This window comes from Arthrobacter sp. T2-23, from assembly GCF_055398325.1.
On record NZ_AP027917.1, the window covers coordinates 1,214,306 to 1,232,312 of the forward strand.

Consider the following 18,007-nt stretch of genomic DNA (forward strand, 5'->3'; position numbering starts at 1 on the left):
CCTGAGTCGTGGCCCGGGAACCGTGACCGCCCCTCGCGCCGAGCCGGGACGGCCACCTGGGACTCTTCGACACCGCGCCACCCACCGCCGGCGCAAGGGGTCCCCGAAGCTTATGTGGCCATTATGGACCGATCCTGCCCTGCGGAAAATGGTTGATCGCGCATAGGGCCCAGCGGCCTGTGCGCGACCAGCCCCAGACCCATAACGCCGCACGGGTGCTGCGCTACGTGCCCGCCCGTGGCAGAGTGCTCGCATGGCAGCTTTCACCCAGTCCGACGACCTCAAGGGTGCGCACTTCACCGACGTGAACCTGCGGGGAGCCCGGTTCATCCGGTCCGACCTCTCCGGCGCGGTGATGCGGGCGGTCGACGTGGCCGGCGCGGACATCGATGCACCGTGGCTGGCCGAAGCCGGGAACACCCTGCACATCAACGGCGTCGACGTCGTCCCCTTCGTCGAGGCGGAACTCAACCGCCGCTTCCCCGGCCGCGCCCAACGGCGCGCCGGCGACCCGGCGGGTCTTCGTGCCGCCTGGGCCGTGTTGGAGCAGACCTGGGCCACAACCCTCGAGCGGGTCGCGGCGATGCCGGCCGGCACGGTCGACATCACAGTGGACGGCGCGTGGTCCTTCGCCCAGACCCTGCGCCACCTGGTCATGGCCACGGACACGTGGCTTCGGAAAGCAATCCTGGAGATCGACGAGCCGTATCACCCGATCGGCCAACCCAACGCCGAGTACGAGACCGACGGTTACGATCCGGCCGTCTTCGCGACGACGGCGCCGCCGTATGCCGAGGTGCTTGAGGTCCGCGCACAGAGGGCCGCCATGGTGCGCGACTACCTCGCCGCGGTCACCGAGGCGGAGCTGTCCGCGTCCCGCCGGAACCCGTGGGGTCCCGAGCAACCGGTGACCATCCGCTCCTGCCTGCACACCATCCTCAACGAGGAATGGGAGCACCACCGCTACGCCGTCCGTGACTTGGAGGTCATTCAGGCGGGATTCGCCGGTTAAGAGGCCTCGGCGTCGGCGGGCTCCGTCGCCGGGCCGGCCGCCCCCGGGGCGGGTTCGCGGCCGGTCACCGTCTTGATGATGGTCCAGCCGACGGCGGTGATCGGAACGGCCAGCAGGGCGCCGATCACGCCGGCGAGCATGGTCCCGGCGGCCAGGGCCAGCAGGATGGCGAGGCCGTGGATGGACAGCACCTTGCCCATCAGGACCGGCTGCAGGAAGTGGTGTTCGAGCTGGTTCACTCCGATGACGACCGCGAGCACGATGAGGGCCGAAACTGGGCCGTTGGAGATCAGGGCCACGGCGACGGCCAGCGTCCCGGCGGCGGTGGAGCCGACGATCGGGATGAACCCGCCGATGAAGACGAAGACGCCGAGCGGCAGGGCGAGCGGGACACCCAGGATGGCGAGCGCAACCCCGACGATGAGCCCGTTGGAGGCCGCGACGAGTGCGGTACCGCGGACATAGCCGCCCAGGACGACGGCGGACCGGTCCGCGGCAAGGTGGGCGGTGCCGCGGTGGGCGGCGGGCAGGAAGCCGATGAGGAAGTCACGGATCTTGGCCCCGTCTTTGAGCAGGAAGAACAGGGTGACAGCCATGAGGATCATGGCCACCAGAATTTCGCCGACGGTCCGCGCCCCGGTGAGCGCCTCGGAGCCGAAGGAACTGGAGGTGAAGAACTTCTGCACGGATTCACGTGTTGTGTTGATCTGCTCGTCGCTGACCGGGATGGGGCCTGTGTTCAGGAAGGTATGCAGTTGGTCGACGCCGGCCACGGCCTTTTGGCTCAGTTCCTTCCACTGGCTGCGGACCAGTAACACGATGCCCGTGACGATGCCGCCGAACACGGCAACGATCGCAAGGAACGAGGCAGCGACGGCCAGGGCACGCGGGAAACCGTGCGCGGCGAGCCACCGGACCAGTGGCGCGATCGCCGCAGCGAGGATGACGGCGATGGTGGCGGGAATGATGACCAGCGGGACCCGGGTGAGGGTCCACAGGACAGCCCAGGCAAAGGCGGCCACCGCCAGGACCTGGAGGGACCGGATGCTGGCGCGGCCAAGACCGTCGGTCCAGATCGCCGGCAGCCCGGCGCGGGTATCAGGCATGTGTTGTCCTCTTTCGCTTGGAGCTGCGGGCGGCCGTCGCCGCACCGCAATCGGCCCTCCGATCATATGTGCGCGGAGCCCGGATGGCCGGGTCCACGCCAGCTCGGGGCACAATGGAACCATGCCCCTGACAACATTTGCGCTCGTCCGCCATGGCCAGACCGACTGGAACGCACAGCGCCGGCTGCAGGGATCCACCGACATTCCACTGAACGACGTCGGCCGCGGCCAGGCGCGCGACGCCGTCGCCGCTCTGGCCGGCAACGAGTGGGATGCGATCGTCTCCTCGCCGCTGAGCCGTGCGGCGGAGACCGCTGAGCTGATCGCCGCAGGGCTCGGGCTCACCGTCACCCGGCGCGTCCCTGAGCTCACCGAGCGCTCCTTCGGCCCCGCCGAGGGCCTGCAGGACGGTCCCGAGCTGGATGCCCTGCGCATCCCCGGCGGCTTCCGCGGCGCCGAAAGCGAGGACGACGCCGCCGACCGCGGACTGGGCACACTGGAAGCGCTGGCGGAGGAGTTCCATGGCGGCCACGTCCTGGTGGTGGCGCACGGCTCGTTGCTCCGGGTAAGCCTCAGCCGGGTGGTTGGCCGCGCCCTCCAGAGCATCGACAACGCCGCGCTGAACCTGGCCCACCACCACGCCGTCGACGGCTGGCAACTCGAGTACTTCAACGGCGAACGGCTGACGGCGGACGCCAGCGTCTGACGCGAAGGCCTGACACGACCGCCTCCGCCTACGCCCGCCCGGGCACCCGCTCCCCCACCAGCCCCGCGAAGAATGCGGCGAGCTCCGCCGTCGCCGTCAGCGGCAGCACGGTGGCAACGTACTGGTCCGGTCGCACCACCACGATGACGCCGGCGCGGTCCAGGCCGCGCTGCTCAAAGATGTCCGCCCGCGGATCCGCGGCATAGACCTTCTCCAGGTAGTCCAGCTGGAACGGGCCCACCTGCGGCTTGAACACGCCCGGTACAGCGCTGATGTCCACGCTGGTGTGGTCCTGCTGGTAGATGACCTTGACGTCGAACCACGCATCACGGTCCAAGCCCGCAGGGGTGGCGGCCAACGGCGAGTCCGGCGCGGTTGCCAGCCAGTCGGCCAGTTCCGTGGTGGGCGACGCGGCGCCGGCCGCGGCACCGTCCGCGAAGACGTAGATCCGCCACCGGCCGTCCGCCGTGGCCTGGTGGCCGAGGTGCAGCGGGTTGGTGTCGCAGACCCGGACCACGGGCGCGGACTTGAAGCGCTTGCCGATGGGGAACCCGGTGGCCAGCTCCTGGTGCGTGGCCTCGCCGATCAGCATGGACGGGGCGTACTGAGTCATAAAGCCGGCGGGGAATTCGGCGGTGCTGACGTAGAAGTCCTCGAGCTGGGAGGGGCTGTCGAATTCCTCCGGCTTCTTGGCCATCAGCGTCGACCATTCCTTGTCGAAGTCGATGAGGTTCTTCGCGACAACCTGCCGCTCGGCCGAGTACGTGGCCAGCAGGCTCTCCGGGCTGCGGCCCTCCAGCACGTGCCCGAGCTTCCAGCCGATGTTGAAGCCGTCCTGCATGGAGACGTTCATGCCCTGGCCGGCCTTGGCGCTGTGGGTGTGGCAGGCGTCGCCGGTGATGAACACCCGCGGGGTGCGGGTTTCGCGCTGCTCCGGGCGGACGTCGTCGAACCGGTCGGTCAGGCGGTGGCCCACCTCGTAGACGCTGTGCCAGGCCACGTTGCGGACGTCGAGGGTGTAGGGGTGGATGATGGCGTTGGCCTTGGCGATGATCTGCTCGATGCTGGTGCTGCGCACCGCGCCGGCGTCGGTCTCCGGGACCACGCCCAGGTCGACGTACATCCGGAAGAGGTGGCCGCCCTCGCGCGGGATCAGCAGGATGCTGCCGCCCGCGCCGGACGTGATGGCGCACTTGGTGCGGATGTCCGGGAAGTCGGTGTTGGCGAGGACGTCCATCACGCCCCAGGCGTGGTTGGCCTTGTCGCCGGCCATGGTGCAGCCGATAGAATCCCGCACCTTGCTGCGGGCGCCGTCCGCGCCCACGACGTATTTGGCCCGGACGGTGCGTTCCTGGCCGGCGTCGGGTCCGGAAGTGTGCGTTAGCGTCACGGTGACGGGGTACTCCCCCTCGCCGACTTCCAGGGCCTTGAACTCGTAGCCGTAGTCCGGCTTCATCCGGGTGGGGGCGTTGGCCATGACCTCGGCGAAGTAGTCCAGGACGCGGGCCTGGTTGACGATCAGGTGCGGGAATTCGCTGATTCCGGCGGGGTCGTCCAGGGTGCGGGCGGCGCGGACGATGCGGGACGGGTCTTTGGGGTCCGGCTTCCAGAACGCCATCTCGGTGATGCGGTACGCCTCGGCGATGATCCGCTCGGCGAAGCCGAAGGCCTGGAACGTCTCCACGCTCCGGGCCTGGATGCCGTCCGCCTGGCCGATGGCGAGCCGGCCGGGCCGGCGCTCCACGATGCGCGTCGTGACGCCGGCGAACTGGGAGAGCTGGGCGGCCGCGACCATGCCGGCGGGGCCGGTGCCCACAATGAGGACGTCGACGACGTCGGGGAGTTCGGCGGGCCGGTCAAGTCCGACGCCGGCGGCCGGCTGGACCCGCGGGTCCCCGGATACGTAACCGTGGTGGTGGAAATGCACGGGCTGTCCTCACTTCTTTGTAGGGCTGGCTGCCGCCGCGATGTTCGATAATAGAACTTCTTGTTCTATTATCGAACCACTGCTTTGACTATAGGCGTCCCGTGAGGGTGCGGGCAACTTTTCTGTGGTTCCGCTCACACTGGACCCGGCCCTCCACCGAGTCAAGGCATCAAGGGCGTCGAAGGAGGCAAGGACGCGCCTTGGGAGGCGGCCTATGCCGTCCTACGCTCCCGCCACAGCAGCGACACAACAAACACCACCGCGCCGAGTCCCAGCATGACAAACACCATCAGCCCCCAGTTCGCCTGGGTCACACCGGTGCCGTAGAAGATGCCGATCAGGACGGTGGCCGTGATCGCGCCCAGGTAGCGGCAGGTCTGGAAGATTCCGGCCGCCACTCCGCGCTCCTCCAGCCGGGTGGACAGGTACATGCCCTGGCTTGAGGCGATGCTGACCACGCAGTACGGGACGCCCAGCAGCGCCGTCATCGCCAGCACCAGCGGGGCGGCCAGCGACGCGGTCAGCAGCCACATGGTGCCCGACGCCGCGATCAGCAGTACGACGCCGGCGATCAGCACCCGCCGCACGCCGAACCGGTCGATGGCGCGGACCGCGAAGGGCGTCCCGACCACCGAGATGGCGGCGAGCGGCAGCATGAGCAGTCCCACGATGCCCGGGTCGTACCCGCCGGCGGTCTGCAGCAGCTGCGGCAGGCCGAAGAACGCGAAGTAGTAAACGCCGTTGAACAGCGCGAAGCCGAGATACACCAGCAGCAGCGGCCGGTTGGCCCCCAGCAGCCGCAGGTCCAGGAAGGGCGGGCTGAAGCGCAACTCCCGCAGGCTGAACAACACGGCGAGCAGCAACCCGCCGCCCAGCAACCACCACCGGTAGTCCGGCAGGACGTTGAGCAGCGCCATCATCACCAGCACCAGCGCGCCGATGAACGCTGCGATGCCCGGCAGGTCCGAGTCCCGCAGCAGTTCCGCCACCCGTCCACGTTCCCGCTTGATGTCCGCCGGGGCGAACCGCCGGACCACAAAGATCGCCACCAGCGCGAGCGGGACGTTGATCAGGAACAGCGCCTCCCAGCCCACCAGGCTCACCAGCAGGCCGCCCACCACCGGCCCGACGGCGGCCGCCGAGGTGTTCGCCATCTGGATCCGGCCCAGCGGCCGCGTGGATCTGACGTTCGCCTGCCGCGCCAGCGCCGCGACCATCACCACGGCGCTGGGATACGCCGTCGCGGTCCCGAGGGCCATAAAGGCCCGCGCCACACAGAGCAGCGCGAAGTTCGGCGCGAACGGGGCCAGGGCACAAGTCACCGCCACGAGTGCCATGCCGAGCAGGAACAGCCGGCGCGGGCCGAACCGGTCCGCCAGCCGTCCCATCAACGGCTGCCCGGCCGCGGAGGTGAGATAAAAGGACGTGACCACCCAGGTGACCGTGGCGACGTCGAGCGCGAAATCCGCGCGCAAGACCACCAGCGCGACGGCGATCATCGAGGAGTTCAGCGGGTTCAGCGACGTGCCGAGGCTGAGTCCTGCGATGGCGACGCCGGTCCGGGAAGAGTTGCTCACGGCAACAGTCTGTCCTACGGCGGCCGCCGGGATCGAACCCACGGGCAGTCCCGGGCGGGTTGGCGCGTCACACAGCGCAGGCCTGTAGCCGCCCTACTGCCCCGGAGCCCGGTACGACGGCGTCTTCGTGGCCGCGTCGTCGATGTCCTCTACCGTCATGAGCGGCTTAAGGCGAATGCTCACGTTGCCGGTGGAGTTGATCATCAGCGAAAGGGCCGCAGCGTCGGCGTCGCTCGGGGCTTCGAGGACGCCGAGAACGTCGGTGTCCCCAAAGGCGTAGTAAAAGCACTCGAGCGCTCCGCCCACGGACTTGAGCGCGTCCACCACGGCGTCGCGGCGCTTGCTGCCGCCCTCGCGCATGAGCCCCTTGATTCCTTCGCCTAGGTAATTGGCTTCAAAAAGATACTTGGTCATGGCAGTTCCTGTCCCGTGAAGTCCAGGACGCGGGCATCCGGGGTGTGCCTGGCACCCCTGCGAGTTAGGGTCCTGGAGCCGGTCCCCGGAGTGGGGCCGTCGGTGCACAGCGTAGGCCTACTCCCCTGCACTGACAATGGGTTTCGGAAAGTCCGGCGGCCACCGCCCTGGCTCAGCCCTGTACCTTCGCCACCGTCATCAGGATCGCCGAATCCTCTTCCGCCATCAGGCTGTGCAGGCCGTCCGGGACGATCAGCAGGTCCCCCGTTTTCCCCTGCCACGATTCGTTGCCCGCCTGCAGCCGGACACAGCCCCGGAGCACAAAGACGGTCGCCTCCCCCGGATTCTGGTGCTCGCTCAACTGGGTCCCCGCTTTGAACGCCATCACGGTCTGGCGGAGCACCTTCTCGTGGCCGCCGTAGACGGTGTCGGCGGCCCGCCCGCTGCCGGCCGCGAGCGCCGCTGTGACCTGCTGACGGGCCAGGGCCTCGATCGATATCTTCTGCATGCGCGCCACCCTACCTACTGCCAAGAGCCCTGCCGAGGGCCATTTGTCCCGACCGGCCGGCCGACGCGTTTCTTGTAACCTCCGCCTGGCCTACCCTGAAGGCAGCAGCCGGAACCGGCTGCCTGAGCCCGCGGAGTCGCAGAGGGAGCCGCCGAATGCGCCACGCCGGCCCGGCCGAGGAAACGTCCGACTCCCCAGTTCCTGACTCCCCGGCGTCCAACGACGCCCTGCGCACCCTCGCCGCCGTCGCCTTCGGCCTGCCCGAACTCCGCGACGGTCAGCTCGCCGGCATGGCTGCCCTCGCCGCGGGCCGGGACGTCCTCGCGGTGATGCCCACCGGCTACGGGAAGTCGGCCCTCTACCAGGTCCCCGCCCTGCTCCTGCACCGGCGGCTGAGGCGGCCCACCGTCGTCGTTTCCCCGCTGATCTCCCTGCAGGAGGACCAGCTGGACGGACTGGCGGGCGCGCTCGGCCCGGACCACGCCGTCGCCATCAATTCCTCGCACAGCCCCGCGGAGCAGGAGCGGGCCTGGCAGGCCGCAGAGCGCGGCGACGCCGTGTTCCTGTTCCTTGCCCCGGAACAGCTGGCGAAACCCAGCACGGTGGACCGGATCGCCGCCCTTAACATCGCCTTGTTCGTGGTCGACGAGGCCCACTGCGTCTCCACCTGGGGCCACGACTTCCGGCCCGACTATCTCCGGCTCGGCGAGGTCCGCGAGCGGCTAGGCCGTCCGACGACGGCGGCCCTCACCGCCACCGCCGCTCCCCCGGTCCGCGAGGAAATCCTGGACCGCCTGAAGCTGACGGATCCGCTGGTCCTGGTCCGCGGCTTCGACCGCCCCAATATCAGCCTCGATGTCGTCCGGCACCACGAAGACAAGGAGAAGCGCCGCGCGGTGGTGCGCCAGGTGGCCGCGCTGGTCGGCGAACTGCACGGCCCGGGCCTGGTCTACGCCACCAAGCGCAAGGACACCGAGAAATACGCCGCGAAGCTGGCGCAGAAGGGACTGCGGGCCGCCGCGTACCACGCGGGCCGAACACCGGCGGAACGCGAGGAGGTCCACCGGCAGTTCCTCGCCGGCGGACTCGACGCCGTGGTGGCCACCACCGCGTTCGGCATGGGCATCGATAAGCCGGATGTCCGGTTCGTGCTGAACGCGGACATCCCGGAGTCGCTGGACAGCTACTACCAGCAGATCGGCCGGGCCGGACGCGACGGCCTGCCCGCCCAGGCGGTGCTGCACTACCGGTCCGAGGACCTGGGCCTGCGCCGCTACTTCGCCACCCACCGGCCGGACGAGTCCGCGCTGCTGGCCGTCCTCGCCGTCCTGCGCCACGCCGGTGGCACCATGGCGCCGGCTGCGCTGGCCGCGGCCACGGGTTACCCGCCGCGCCGGCTCACCGGGCTGCTGAACCAGCTGCAGGACACCGGCGGCGTCACCGCGGCGGACGGCGGGATGCGCCTGGAGCCCGGCGCCGATCCCGCGCAGCTGGTGGAGCGTGCCGTCGCCCTTGCCGCGGCACGGGAACGGGTGGACAAGTCCCGGATCGCCATGATGCGCAGCTATGCCGAGACGCACGGCTGCCGGCGCCAGTTCCTGCTGGGCTATTTCGGCGAGGACCTCCCCGAGCCGTGCGGGAACTGCGACAACTGCGCGGACGGCTCGGCCGGAAGCGGAGCGGCGGATCGTCCGGCCGACGACGACGGCGCCACTGCCGGCGCGTCCGCAGCCGACGCGGAGCCGTTCCCGCTGAACTCGGCGGTGGAGCACGCGCTCTGGGGCCCGGGCCTGGTGATGCGGCACGACGACGGGCTGATCACGGTGCTGTTCGAGCGGGAGGGCTACAAAACCCTGTCCCGGAAGGCGGTGCTGGCGAGCGGCCTGCTCACACTGCGGCCAGGGGGTTGAGCCGCGCTCAGTAGACCACCCGGAAGTTGCTGAACGCCCCGGTGGCCGGGGTCATCCGTTCCTCCACGTGCTCCACCCGCCCGGGCGCTTCAGGCGAGCGCAGCCAGCTCCGGAACTGCAGCACCACCGCCTGCGGACCCTCCACAACGACGGCGACCGTGCCGTCGTCATTGTTCCGCACGGTGCCGCGCAACGACAGCTCCTCGGCCTTGCGCACCGTCCAGTACCGGAAGCCCACGGCCTGCACCATGCCCTCAACCCGGGCCGTGAGCCGCACGGCCGTACCGGTGTCCGCCGCGCCGGAACCATCAGGGAATTCAGCCATGCCTCCAATGTAGTCCCGGTCCGGCGCTGCCCACATCCGGGACTTTCGCCCCTTTCAAGGCTGTTCCGGGCCAAGGAGGGTGTAGGGAGACCTCCGGCACTGCGCGTTCTGCGGACACCCCGCGTCGCCCGCCGGAACGCCTGAAAGGAAAAGACAATGGCAGGACAATTCGAGATCTTCACCGACGCAGAATCGAACGTCCGGTTCCGGCTGCTGGGGGCTGACGGCACAGTGCTCGCTGTCTCAAAAGCTTTCGAGGACAAGCGTTCCGCGGCGGACGGCATCATGGCGGTGCGTGAGTGCGCCGGCACCGGTTTGATCCGGGAAACGCATCCCACCCCCTGGGGCGGCACCACCTGGACCAAGAGCAGCCAGGCGCAGCACCGCCCCACGACCCGGCGGCGGCACCTCCCCGCCGTGTAAGCCGTGCGTTGGCCTCCCGCCGGCCCGACCTCGCGGCCGGCGCGGAGGGTTTACCCGGCGACCTTCGTCGGCCGCAGCGAGGTGATCATCTTCCGGAGCGTTTGGTACTCCTTCGTTTCCGTATACAGCTTTGCCTTCTCCAGGTACGGCAGGGCGGCATCGCCCGGAGTGGCATTGTTCGCCGGGTCGTAGGTCGCGCCGAAGAGCGCCCCGCTGGGCGGCCACAGGACCAGGTGGAACATCGGGCAGGCGAGCGGCCCGGCCTCCTCCGGCATCATCGTGATCCCGTATCCGGCCGTCGTGGTCTGGGTGGGGCCCGGGTCGGTCCCGTCACCGCGGGACTCGAAGACATAGCGCGGCGCAGCGCGGTCCGCGGTGCCCGGTTCCACCAGGGCCTGGAGCGGCTGGGAATCGTAGACCTGGTAGGGGTACTGGGACACGCATTCCGCCCCGGTGACAACGTTGGTGCGCAGCTGGGCCATCGGCTTCCCTTCCGCGTTGGCGACATCCACGAACGCCCCGCCGAGCTTGCTGCCCGGGTCCCGGGCTGTCCAGTCCGGCGGGTAGTCGAAGGACAGCCCGTCCGAGGTGGTGAAGGTCTGCCAGCCCGACGGCGTCACGGCCGACGGCGGCACGGTCCCCGGAGCCGGGGTGCTGGCGGCCGGCAGGCCCCCGGTCGGTGAGCCGGGCACCGTCGTACCCGCCGCCGTCGTACCGGAGGGTGTCGCACCCGGCGCCGTCGTACCTTCCGGCGAGGCCGCCGGGACGCCGCAGCCGCCCAGCAGCACAACCAAACCGAGGGCGGCGGCCACCACCCGGTCCCGCATCACACGCAGCTACTTTCCTGCCGGCCGCAGGGACATGATCATCTGCTTGGCCCACTGGTACTCGGTGGTGTCCTTGTACGCCTCGGGGCTGTCCACATGCATGGGGCCGCCCGGTGTGGTGTCGAAGGGGTCATAGTCGCCGCCAAACGAGGCCCCGCTGGGCGGCCAGTTGAAGACGTGCGTCATCGGGCAGGCCTCGGTGCCGGTGGGTTCCGGCTCGGAGGTCAGGCCGTAGGCGAATGTGGTCGCTTTCGCCGGGTCGCTCTCGGTCCGGTCAGTCCGGGCCTCATAGACGAAGCGAGGGGCCGTCCCCTTCTGGGCCAGGGCCGGCACCGGCGCCGTGTCATATTGCATGAAGGGCATCTTCTCGGTGCACTGGGCCCCCGTGACCACCCCGGTGCGCAGGGAGGCCATGGTCTTGCCGTAATCGGTGAGCACATCCACGGCCGCGCCCCGGGCACCCGGGGCGGCATCATTGATGGTCCACTTCTCCGGGTAATTGAAGGTCAGCGTGCCGTCCCCGGTGGTAAACGACTTCCAGCCCGCCGGCGCGGCGGACGCCGGAGACTGTGACGCGGCGGTCGGCGAGGCGCTCGCCGACGTCGCAGACGGCGACGTCGCAGGCGGCGACACGGAAGACGCTGCTGACGGGTTTGGCGCCGGGGACGAACTGACTGCGGGGGCCGCGGCGGGCGACCCGCATCCGGCCAGCAGGACCACGGCGAAGCATGCGGCAGAACCTACAGTGGCCAATGATGCGGTGCGACGCATGTCACCCTCCCCCGGAGATGCAAGTGGTTGCACAATTCTCGGGGTTTCCGCCGCGAAATACAGGGGCGTAGGTCCCTAATCGGACGCCGGTTGCGCGCGATCCCGGCCCCGCGGCGCCGGCGTGACCAGACCCACCTTGACTTTCCACCGATTTCAGTTGATTCGCGAAGCTTGCTAGACCTTAAAGGATGCAAGACTTCTTATCTTCGGCCATGCCCTTCCTCGCCGTGGCCCTGGCCGTGGCCGCCGGGCTCGTCGCCTCGTGGCTGGTGCGCCGCGTGGTCCTCCGGCTCAACCGCAAGCAGGAGGCCCTCAGGGAGACCTCGCGGGAGGCACGGCTTCCGTTGCGCTTCGCGCTCTGCCTGATCGGGGTCCGGATCGCGCTGGCTACGACCACTGCCGACGCCGAGTGGCGCCGCAACGTGGACCACGGCCTGATGATCGCGCTGATCGGATCCGTGGCGTGGCTGGCGATCGCCGTCCTGCTGGTCATCGAAACCATCATCCTGACCCGCTACCGGGTGGATGTGGCGGACAACCGGCGTGCCCGGCGGCTCCGCACCCAGGTGATCATGGCCCGGCGAATCGGGGTGGCGCTGATCGCCATCGTGGCGCTGGGCAGCATCATGCTGACGTTCCCGGCCATCCAGGCCCTCGGCGCCGGGCTGCTGGCCTCCGCAGGGGTGATCTCGATCGTGGCCGGCCTGGCCGCGCAGACCTCGCTGGTCAACGTCTTCGCCGGCCTCCAGCTCGCGTTCACTGATGCCATCCGGGTGGACGACGTCGTCGTAGTCCAGAAGGAGTGGGGCCGGATCGAGGAGATCACCCTGACCTACGTGGTGGTCCACATCTGGGACGACCGCCGGCTGATCCTCCCCTCCACCTACTTCACCACCACCCCCTTCGAGAACTGGACCCGGCGTCAGTCCGAGGTGATGGGCACGGTGGAGTTCGACCTCGACTGGCGCGCCCCGGTGGAAGCCATGCGGGCCGAGCTGAAGCGGGTCCTGGCCACCACCGATCTCTGGGACAAGCGTGTGGGCATCCTGCAGATCACCGACGCCACGGCGGGCTTTGTCCGGGTCCGCATCCTGGTCAGCGCCGGGGACAGCGCCTCGCTCTTTGACCTGCGCTGCCTGATCCGCGAAGAGCTGGTGCTGTTCCTTCAGCAGGAATTCCCGACGGCGTTGCCGCACGTCCGGCTCGAATCGCTGCCTTCCGCCGCGGCCTCCACGCAGCCTGCAGCCAAGCGTCCGGGAAAACTCGCCGCGTCCGAGGGGACCGCATCGCGGCTTCCGTCCGATCCGCACGACTCCCAGCTGTTCACCGGCTCGGTCGAGGCCGTGCAGCGCTCCCGCGCGTTCTCCGGCCCCGGCGAGGACGTGTTCGAGGACCGGGACAAGTCAGTCGCGGCGCAGAACTAGGTCCCGCTTTCCCCGCCCGTCTTCCCTCTCCGGTGCCGCGGGTCGATAATCGGTGCCATGACCATCCCGCCGCCGCACGAGCCCGATCCCTTCCCGCCCGAACCCGGGCCGAGGTCGCCGGAGCCGCAGCCGGGCGATCCGTTCCCGCCGGATCCGGGGCCCACACCGCCGTCGCCCATCCCCGCACCGGGGCCGAGCCCGACGCCGGGCCCCGCGCCCACGCCTGGCCCGCTACCGATCCCGGATCCCGGACCGGTCCCGCCGCCGCCCGTTCCGCCCAGCCCCAACCCCACACGCTTCTAGAGCAACGATTGGCGCCGAACTGGGGTGCGCCTCGGCTGCTAGCCGAAGACGATGTCCCGGGTGCGGTGGTCGTACCGGATGACCAGCATGCCGCCGCGGTGGTGCACCTCATGGTTGGCGCCGTCGAAGACCCCGAAGGCACCGTAGTTCTCGTCCCAGGAGCGGTTGATCGCGATCTTGAAGCTGTACGAACCGGCCGGCAGGTCCGCGGCGAGCTTCCAAAGCTGGTCTACCTCGTCCAGCTGCATCTGGGACTCGTCGTACTGCGGCGCCCAGTTTGCGGGTGCGCCCAGCAGGACGTTGAAATCACCGGCGACGGCAACCGCTGCCGGCTGTTCGACGGCGGGTGCCGCGGCCTGCGTCTCGGCGGCCATTTCTGCGGGCGCCTTCTCTGCCGCCTTGCGCTTCCGGACCGCCTTGGCGACCGGGGCGACGGCTTCTTCTACCAGCTTGGTCGCCGTGTCGGCCACCTTCTCGGCGACCTTTTCCGCAACCTTGACGGCCTTCGGCGCAGCCTTCGGTGCAGTCTTGCGCGCCGGCTTTCCGGCCGGGGCGGACGGCAGCGGGGTGTCGGCCGGAACCGGGGTACCGGCGTCGAGCGCCGCCGTGAAAGCAGCGGGATCCGCGAAGGCAACCGTGGCGCGCTGGCCGTCCTCGGTGATCGTCCAGCCCGAGCGGCCCTTGACCAGCCAGCCGGCCTTGACCAGCTTGGCCGTGGCGCTGGTGAGTGCCTTGTGGCCGCGGGGGATGCCGCCGCTGAGGAGTTCGCGCTCGTGGTCGTTCAGCGGCACCCGCGCAATCGCCTCTCCCAGCACGACGCCGGCGTTCAGCTTCTCGCCCGACCACACCCCCTCGGTCAGGACGTCCAGCACAGCCTTAAGCCGAAGGTTCGTGTTTTCCGCAGCGTTCGCGCCCATGGGTCTCCTTTAGCAGCAATTGATCCACCTGCATTTTGCCAAGCTTCGCCGGGTTCCGCGACCGGACAAGGTTAACTCTGTGTGTCATGACCCACTGTGACGGGCCGGAGTGCCGCTGTGCGGCTAGATCCGGGGGATCAGGACCGGGGTGTTCTTCTTGTACGCCTCGTAGTCGGCCTGGCCGCCCCACTTAGTGTCGGCCTTTTTTTCGAGATGCGGTACGCCGCTGACCTTGGTGATCAGCAGGGCGACGAACACCGGGGAGATGAGGGCAACCCACTGCCAGCCCTGCAATGTGGGCACGGCAATGATCGCGACACCGACCCAGAGCAAGATCTCGCCAAAGTAGTTCGGGTGCCGGGATTTCGCCCACAACCCTGTCGAGATGAACTTCCCTTTGTTGGCGGGATCGGCGCTGAAGCGGGACTTCTGGGAGTCCGCCACAATCTCGCAGCCGAAGCCGGCCACCCACACCAGGAGGCCGCCTACAGCGAAGCCATCCAGGGCTACCCGGTTCCCGGACGTCATGGCCACCCACGCGGCGGCCGCGGTGAACGAAACCCAAATGCCCTGCATGGTCCACACGCTAAGGAAGCGGACAAAGGAGGGCTTGATCTCGTCAAAACGGTCGTCCTTGCCAGCCCGGCTGATGCGGCGGAACAGGAAGGTGCCCAGCCGGGCGGCCCAGACGAGCACTAAACCAGCGAGCAACAGTCCCCGGGCGTCGATCCCCGGGGTCAGCAGCACCAGCAGCAGGGTGACAGCGATGTAGCTCAGAGACCCGGTGAGGTCGTAAAACTTCTCCGTCTGCGCCAGATACGCCGGAACGAACGCCAGCCACTGGATCAGGAAGGCGGCCCCGACGGCCAGTGCGAAGACCGGGATCCCGCCGGCCACGGCGCCGCCCTGGCTGCCGGCAACCGCCAACAGCGCCCCAATCACAACGACCAGGGGGATGGCGGCGAGGGCCTTGCGCTCCGAGTCTTTCATCAGGTGTTCCTTTCACAGGCATCGCCAACCTCTGGCGCGGGGGGCGGGGCTTCCCCGCCACCATCAGTATTGTTCAATACCCGAGAAATGCAGCACTGACTGGCCGCCGCCTATACTTCGGGGAACGCCAGCCCCTGCCGACACGAGGAGCCACCATGACCGGTCCCACCAAGAAGTGGCTGCTCGCCTACGCGGTGGCCGGCATCATCTTCGCCGGCATCGACGCGCTCTGGATCAGCACCGTAGCGAACAACCTGTACCGCAGCCAGATCGGCCACCTGCTCCCGGCCAGCTTCAACGTCCTGGGCGCCGTCCTGTTCTACCTCGTCTACGTCGTGGGGATCGTGCACTACGGCATCAGGCCCAACGATCCCAGAGCCACGCTCACGAGCCGGATGGCCGGGGCGGCCCTGTTCGGCTTCTTCACCTACGCAACCTGGGCCCTGACAGCGTTCGCCATCCTCAAGGACTTCCCTGCAGTGGTGGCCGTGACGGACATCGCCTGGGGAGCCGCGGTCTGCAGCGTCGTCACCGCGCTCACGGCTCTGCTGATGCGGCTGGGCAAACCCGTTGCCCGCGGCAAGCAAGCTGACTAGAGTGGGTTGATCGCCGCCGCCCGCCGGGCCCCCTCCCGGGCTGACCCGCGGCACTCCATCCCCCTCTGTTCAGGAGATTCCCATGGAAACACGCACCCTCGGCTCGCTCACCGTCTCGGCCCTCGGGCTCGGCTGCATGGGCATGAGCGAGTTCTACGGCCAGGGCGACGAGCAGGAATCCGTCGCCACCATCCAGGCCTTCCTCGATGCCGGCGGAACACTGCTGGACACCGCCGACATGTACGGCCCGTTCACCAATGAAAAGCTCGTGGGCGGCGCCATCGCCGGCCGCCGCGACGACGTCGTGCTGGCCACTAAATTCGGCAACGAACGCCGCGAAGACGGCTCGTGGGTGGGCATCAATGGCAAGCCCGAGTACGTCCGGGCTTCGTGCGACGCGAGCCTGCAGCGCCTCGGCGTCGACCACATCGACCTGTACTACCAGCACCGGGTGGACAAGACCGTGCCGATCGAGGAGACCGTCGGCGCCATGGCCGAGCTGGTCCAGGCCGGCAAGGTCAAGCACCTGGGGCTCTCCGAGGCCAGCGCCGACACGGTGCGCCGTGCCCACGCCGTGCACCCCATCACCGCCCTGCAGACCGAATACTCTCTGTGGGAGCGCGAGCCGGAGACCAAGATTTTCCCGGTCCTGGCCGAACTCGGCATCGGCTTCGTCCCCTACAGCCCGCTGGGCCGCGGCTTCCTCACCGGCCAACTGCGCAGCGAGGAGGACTTCGCGGCGGACGACTTCCGGCGCCACTCGCCGCGTTTCCAGGGCGAGCACTTCACCCGCAACCTCGAACTCGTGGACCGGGTCACGGAACTCGCCACCGAGAAGGGCTGCACCCCGGCCCAGCTGGCTCTGGCCTGGCTGCTGGCCCAGGGCGAGCACATCGTGCCGATCCCCGGGACCAAGAAGCGCGAACGGCTGCGCGAGAACCTGGGCGCCGTCGACGTCGAGCTCTCCGCGGACGACCTGGCCCGGCTCGATGAGCTGGCTCCGGCCGGCGTCGCAGCGGGCGCGCGCTACCCGCACATGGACAGCATCGACGTCTAAGAAGGCGGTGCACCGTTGCCCTATCACTTATGGTTCCTATTCGCCCGTTTTAGCGACCTTAAGTGATAGGGCAACTACGGTTTTAGCGGCCGGATGCCGCCAGTTCGGCCAGCAGTTCCGTCTTGCGTTCCTCGCTGGCAAAGGAGGACCGGATGGAGTTGGCTGCGAGGCGCACGCAGTCGAACTCGGAGAGCCCAATCACGGACTTGAGCTGGGCGAAGTTGTCATCCACGTACCCGCCGAAGTAGGCCGGGTCGTCCGAGTTCACGCTCACGTTGAGCCCGGCCGCCAGCATGCCCGGCAGCGGGTGCTCGGCCAGCGTGTCCACGGCGCGGAGCCGGACGTTGGAGAGCGGGCAGACGGTCAACGGCATCAGCTCGTGGACGAGGCGTTCCACCAGCTCGGGGTCCTCCATGCAGCGGATGCCGTGGTCGATCCGCTCCACCTCGAGCAGGTCCAGCGCCTCGATGATGTACGACGGCGGGCCCTCCTCGCCGGCGTGGGCGATCCGCCGCAGCCCGGCGTCCTTGGCCCGGGCGAAGAGCCGCTCGAACTTCGACGGCGGGTTGCCCACCTCGGCCGAGTCGAGCCCGATGCCGGCGATCGGTGCGTTCATGGCGAGGAGCTGCTCCAGCACGGCGAGCGCCGATTCCTCGGACTGGTCGCGCAGGAACGCGGCAATCAGCAGGGTGGAGATGCCGAACTCCTGCTGCGAGCTGGCCAGTACCGAGGCCACGCCGTTGACGCAGGTCTCCAGCGACACCCCGCGGGACAGGTGCGCCTGCGGGTCGAGCATGATCTCGGCGTGCCGGACCCCCGCTGTCGCGGCCCGGGCCAGGTACGCGCGGGTCATGTCGGCGAAGTCCTGCTCGGTCTGCAGCACCGCCATGTTGGCGTAGTACAAATCCAGGAACGACTGCAGGTCCGTGAACTCGTACCGGGCGCGTAGCTCGTCCAGGTCCGCGTAGGGCAGCGTGACCCCGTTGCGTTCGGCGAGCGCGAAGATCAGCTCCGGCTCCAGCGTGCCCTCGATGTGCAGGTGCAGCTCCGCGACCGGCAGCGCGGCGTGGACTCCTGCCGGGACCTCTGCGAACTCTGGGACGCCCTCAGCCTGAGGCTCAACCTCCTGCTCAACTTCCTGCCCTGCCTGCGGCGCCCCGGCGCCGCCGTCGTAAGTTCTCATTCGGTAAGGATATGCCTGCCGGGAGCGATAT

At 69.0% G+C, this 18,007-nt stretch carries 18 protein-coding genes; 7 read left to right on the plus strand and 11 right to left on the minus strand.

Going from position 1 to position 18,007, the window contains the following annotated elements; genetic code table 11:
- The first annotated feature begins 253 nt into the window (after nucleotides 1–253).
- The gene (locus ACZ5Z0_RS05550; RefSeq protein ID WP_464110232.1) at nucleotides 254–1,012 is read left to right on the plus strand and encodes a DinB family protein; all 759 of its coding nucleotides are present in this window, start codon (nucleotides 254–256) and stop codon (nucleotides 1,010–1,012) included.
- Here the strand turns inward: ACZ5Z0_RS05550 and ACZ5Z0_RS05555 are convergent.
- Entirely contained in the window at nucleotides 1,009–2,118 is a 1,110-nt protein-coding gene (locus ACZ5Z0_RS05555) for an AI-2E family transporter (RefSeq protein WP_464110233.1), read from the minus strand. The two genes, ACZ5Z0_RS05550 and ACZ5Z0_RS05555, sit on opposite strands and share 4 nt — an antisense overlap.
- Nucleotides 2,119–2,239: 121 nt before the next feature.
- Between ACZ5Z0_RS05555 and ACZ5Z0_RS05560 the strand changes: the two genes are divergently transcribed.
- The gene (locus ACZ5Z0_RS05560; RefSeq protein WP_464110234.1) at nucleotides 2,240–2,824 is read left to right on the plus strand and encodes a histidine phosphatase family protein; all 585 of its coding nucleotides are present in this window, start codon (nucleotides 2,240–2,242) and stop codon (nucleotides 2,822–2,824) included.
- A gap of 28 nt (nucleotides 2,825–2,852) precedes the next feature.
- Here ACZ5Z0_RS05560 and ACZ5Z0_RS05565 read toward each other — a convergent pair whose 3' ends face one another.
- The 4 genes from ACZ5Z0_RS05565 to ACZ5Z0_RS05580 form a co-directional block, all read right to left on the minus strand.
- On the minus strand, nucleotides 2,853–4,751 hold the full coding sequence (locus tag ACZ5Z0_RS05565; protein WP_464110235.1) for an FAD-binding monooxygenase: 1,899 nt from the start codon (nucleotides 4,749–4,751) through the stop codon (nucleotides 2,853–2,855).
- Nucleotides 4,752–4,963: 212 nt separating this feature from the next.
- The gene (locus ACZ5Z0_RS05570; protein ID WP_464110236.1) at nucleotides 4,964–6,328 is read right to left on the minus strand and encodes an MFS transporter; all 1,365 of its coding nucleotides are present in this window, start codon (nucleotides 6,326–6,328) and stop codon (nucleotides 4,964–4,966) included.
- A gap of 93 nt (nucleotides 6,329–6,421) precedes the next feature.
- Complete coding sequence (locus ACZ5Z0_RS05575; protein WP_464110237.1) at nucleotides 6,422–6,742, minus strand: GYD domain-containing protein; 321 nt, start codon at nucleotides 6,740–6,742, stop codon at nucleotides 6,422–6,424.
- Between the two features lie 172 nt (nucleotides 6,743–6,914).
- Nucleotides 6,915–7,250, minus strand: coding sequence for a cupin domain-containing protein (locus ACZ5Z0_RS05580; protein ID WP_464110238.1), 336 nt, complete (start codon nucleotides 7,248–7,250; stop codon nucleotides 6,915–6,917).
- A 155-nt stretch (nucleotides 7,251–7,405) separates the two neighbouring features.
- Between ACZ5Z0_RS05580 and ACZ5Z0_RS05585 the strand changes: the two genes are divergently transcribed.
- Complete coding sequence (locus ACZ5Z0_RS05585) at nucleotides 7,406–9,160, plus strand: RecQ family ATP-dependent DNA helicase (protein ID WP_464110239.1); 1,755 nt, start codon at nucleotides 7,406–7,408, stop codon at nucleotides 9,158–9,160.
- Between the two features lie 7 nt (nucleotides 9,161–9,167).
- On the opposite strand, the gene ACZ5Z0_RS05590 is transcribed toward ACZ5Z0_RS05585, so the two are convergent.
- The gene (locus tag ACZ5Z0_RS05590; protein ID WP_464110240.1) at nucleotides 9,168–9,485 is read right to left on the minus strand and encodes an acylphosphatase; all 318 of its coding nucleotides are present in this window, start codon (nucleotides 9,483–9,485) and stop codon (nucleotides 9,168–9,170) included.
- A gap of 156 nt (nucleotides 9,486–9,641) precedes the next feature.
- Between ACZ5Z0_RS05590 and ACZ5Z0_RS05595 the strand changes: the two genes are divergently transcribed.
- Complete coding sequence (locus tag ACZ5Z0_RS05595; RefSeq protein WP_464110241.1) at nucleotides 9,642–9,908, plus strand: YegP family protein; 267 nt, start codon at nucleotides 9,642–9,644, stop codon at nucleotides 9,906–9,908.
- A 50-nt stretch (nucleotides 9,909–9,958) separates the two neighbouring features.
- Here the strand turns inward: ACZ5Z0_RS05595 and ACZ5Z0_RS05600 are convergent, their stop codons facing one another.
- Complete coding sequence (locus tag ACZ5Z0_RS05600; RefSeq protein WP_464110732.1) at nucleotides 9,959–10,735, minus strand: hypothetical protein; 777 nt, start codon at nucleotides 10,733–10,735, stop codon at nucleotides 9,959–9,961.
- 9 nt (nucleotides 10,736–10,744) lie between these two features.
- Nucleotides 10,745–11,368, minus strand: a complete 624-nt coding sequence (locus ACZ5Z0_RS05605) for a hypothetical protein (protein WP_464110242.1) — start codon at nucleotides 11,366–11,368, stop codon at nucleotides 10,745–10,747.
- A 326-nt stretch (nucleotides 11,369–11,694) separates the two neighbouring features.
- Between ACZ5Z0_RS05605 and ACZ5Z0_RS05610 the strand changes: the two genes are divergently transcribed.
- On the plus strand, nucleotides 11,695–12,930 hold the full coding sequence (locus ACZ5Z0_RS05610; protein WP_464110243.1) for a mechanosensitive ion channel family protein: 1,236 nt from the start codon (nucleotides 11,695–11,697) through the stop codon (nucleotides 12,928–12,930).
- Between the two features lie 341 nt (nucleotides 12,931–13,271).
- On the opposite strand, the gene ACZ5Z0_RS05615 is transcribed toward ACZ5Z0_RS05610, so the two are convergent.
- Together ACZ5Z0_RS05615 and ACZ5Z0_RS05620 are read right to left on the minus strand one after the other, a co-directional pair.
- Nucleotides 13,272–14,150, minus strand: coding sequence for a pullulanase X25 domain-containing protein (locus ACZ5Z0_RS05615; protein WP_464110244.1), 879 nt, complete (start codon nucleotides 14,148–14,150; stop codon nucleotides 13,272–13,274).
- 123 nt (nucleotides 14,151–14,273) lie between these two features.
- On the minus strand, nucleotides 14,274–15,140 hold the full coding sequence (locus ACZ5Z0_RS05620) for a DUF1295 domain-containing protein (RefSeq protein WP_464110245.1): 867 nt from the start codon (nucleotides 15,138–15,140) through the stop codon (nucleotides 14,274–14,276).
- A 155-nt stretch (nucleotides 15,141–15,295) separates the two neighbouring features.
- Between ACZ5Z0_RS05620 and ACZ5Z0_RS05625 the strand changes: the two genes are divergently transcribed.
- Both ACZ5Z0_RS05625 and ACZ5Z0_RS05630 read left to right on the plus strand, forming a co-directional pair.
- Nucleotides 15,296–15,736: a DUF2177 family protein gene (locus ACZ5Z0_RS05625; protein ID WP_464110246.1), complete on the plus strand. Its 441-nt coding sequence runs from the start codon at nucleotides 15,296–15,298 to the stop codon at nucleotides 15,734–15,736.
- 82 nt (nucleotides 15,737–15,818) lie between these two features.
- Entirely contained in the window at nucleotides 15,819–16,793 is a 975-nt protein-coding gene (locus tag ACZ5Z0_RS05630; protein ID WP_464110247.1) for an aldo/keto reductase, read from the plus strand.
- Between the two features lie 82 nt (nucleotides 16,794–16,875).
- Here ACZ5Z0_RS05630 and ACZ5Z0_RS05635 read toward each other — a convergent pair whose 3' ends face one another.
- Complete coding sequence (locus tag ACZ5Z0_RS05635) at nucleotides 16,876–17,976, minus strand: adenosine deaminase (protein WP_464110248.1); 1,101 nt, start codon at nucleotides 17,974–17,976, stop codon at nucleotides 16,876–16,878.
- Nucleotides 17,977–18,007 lie beyond the last annotated feature (31 nt).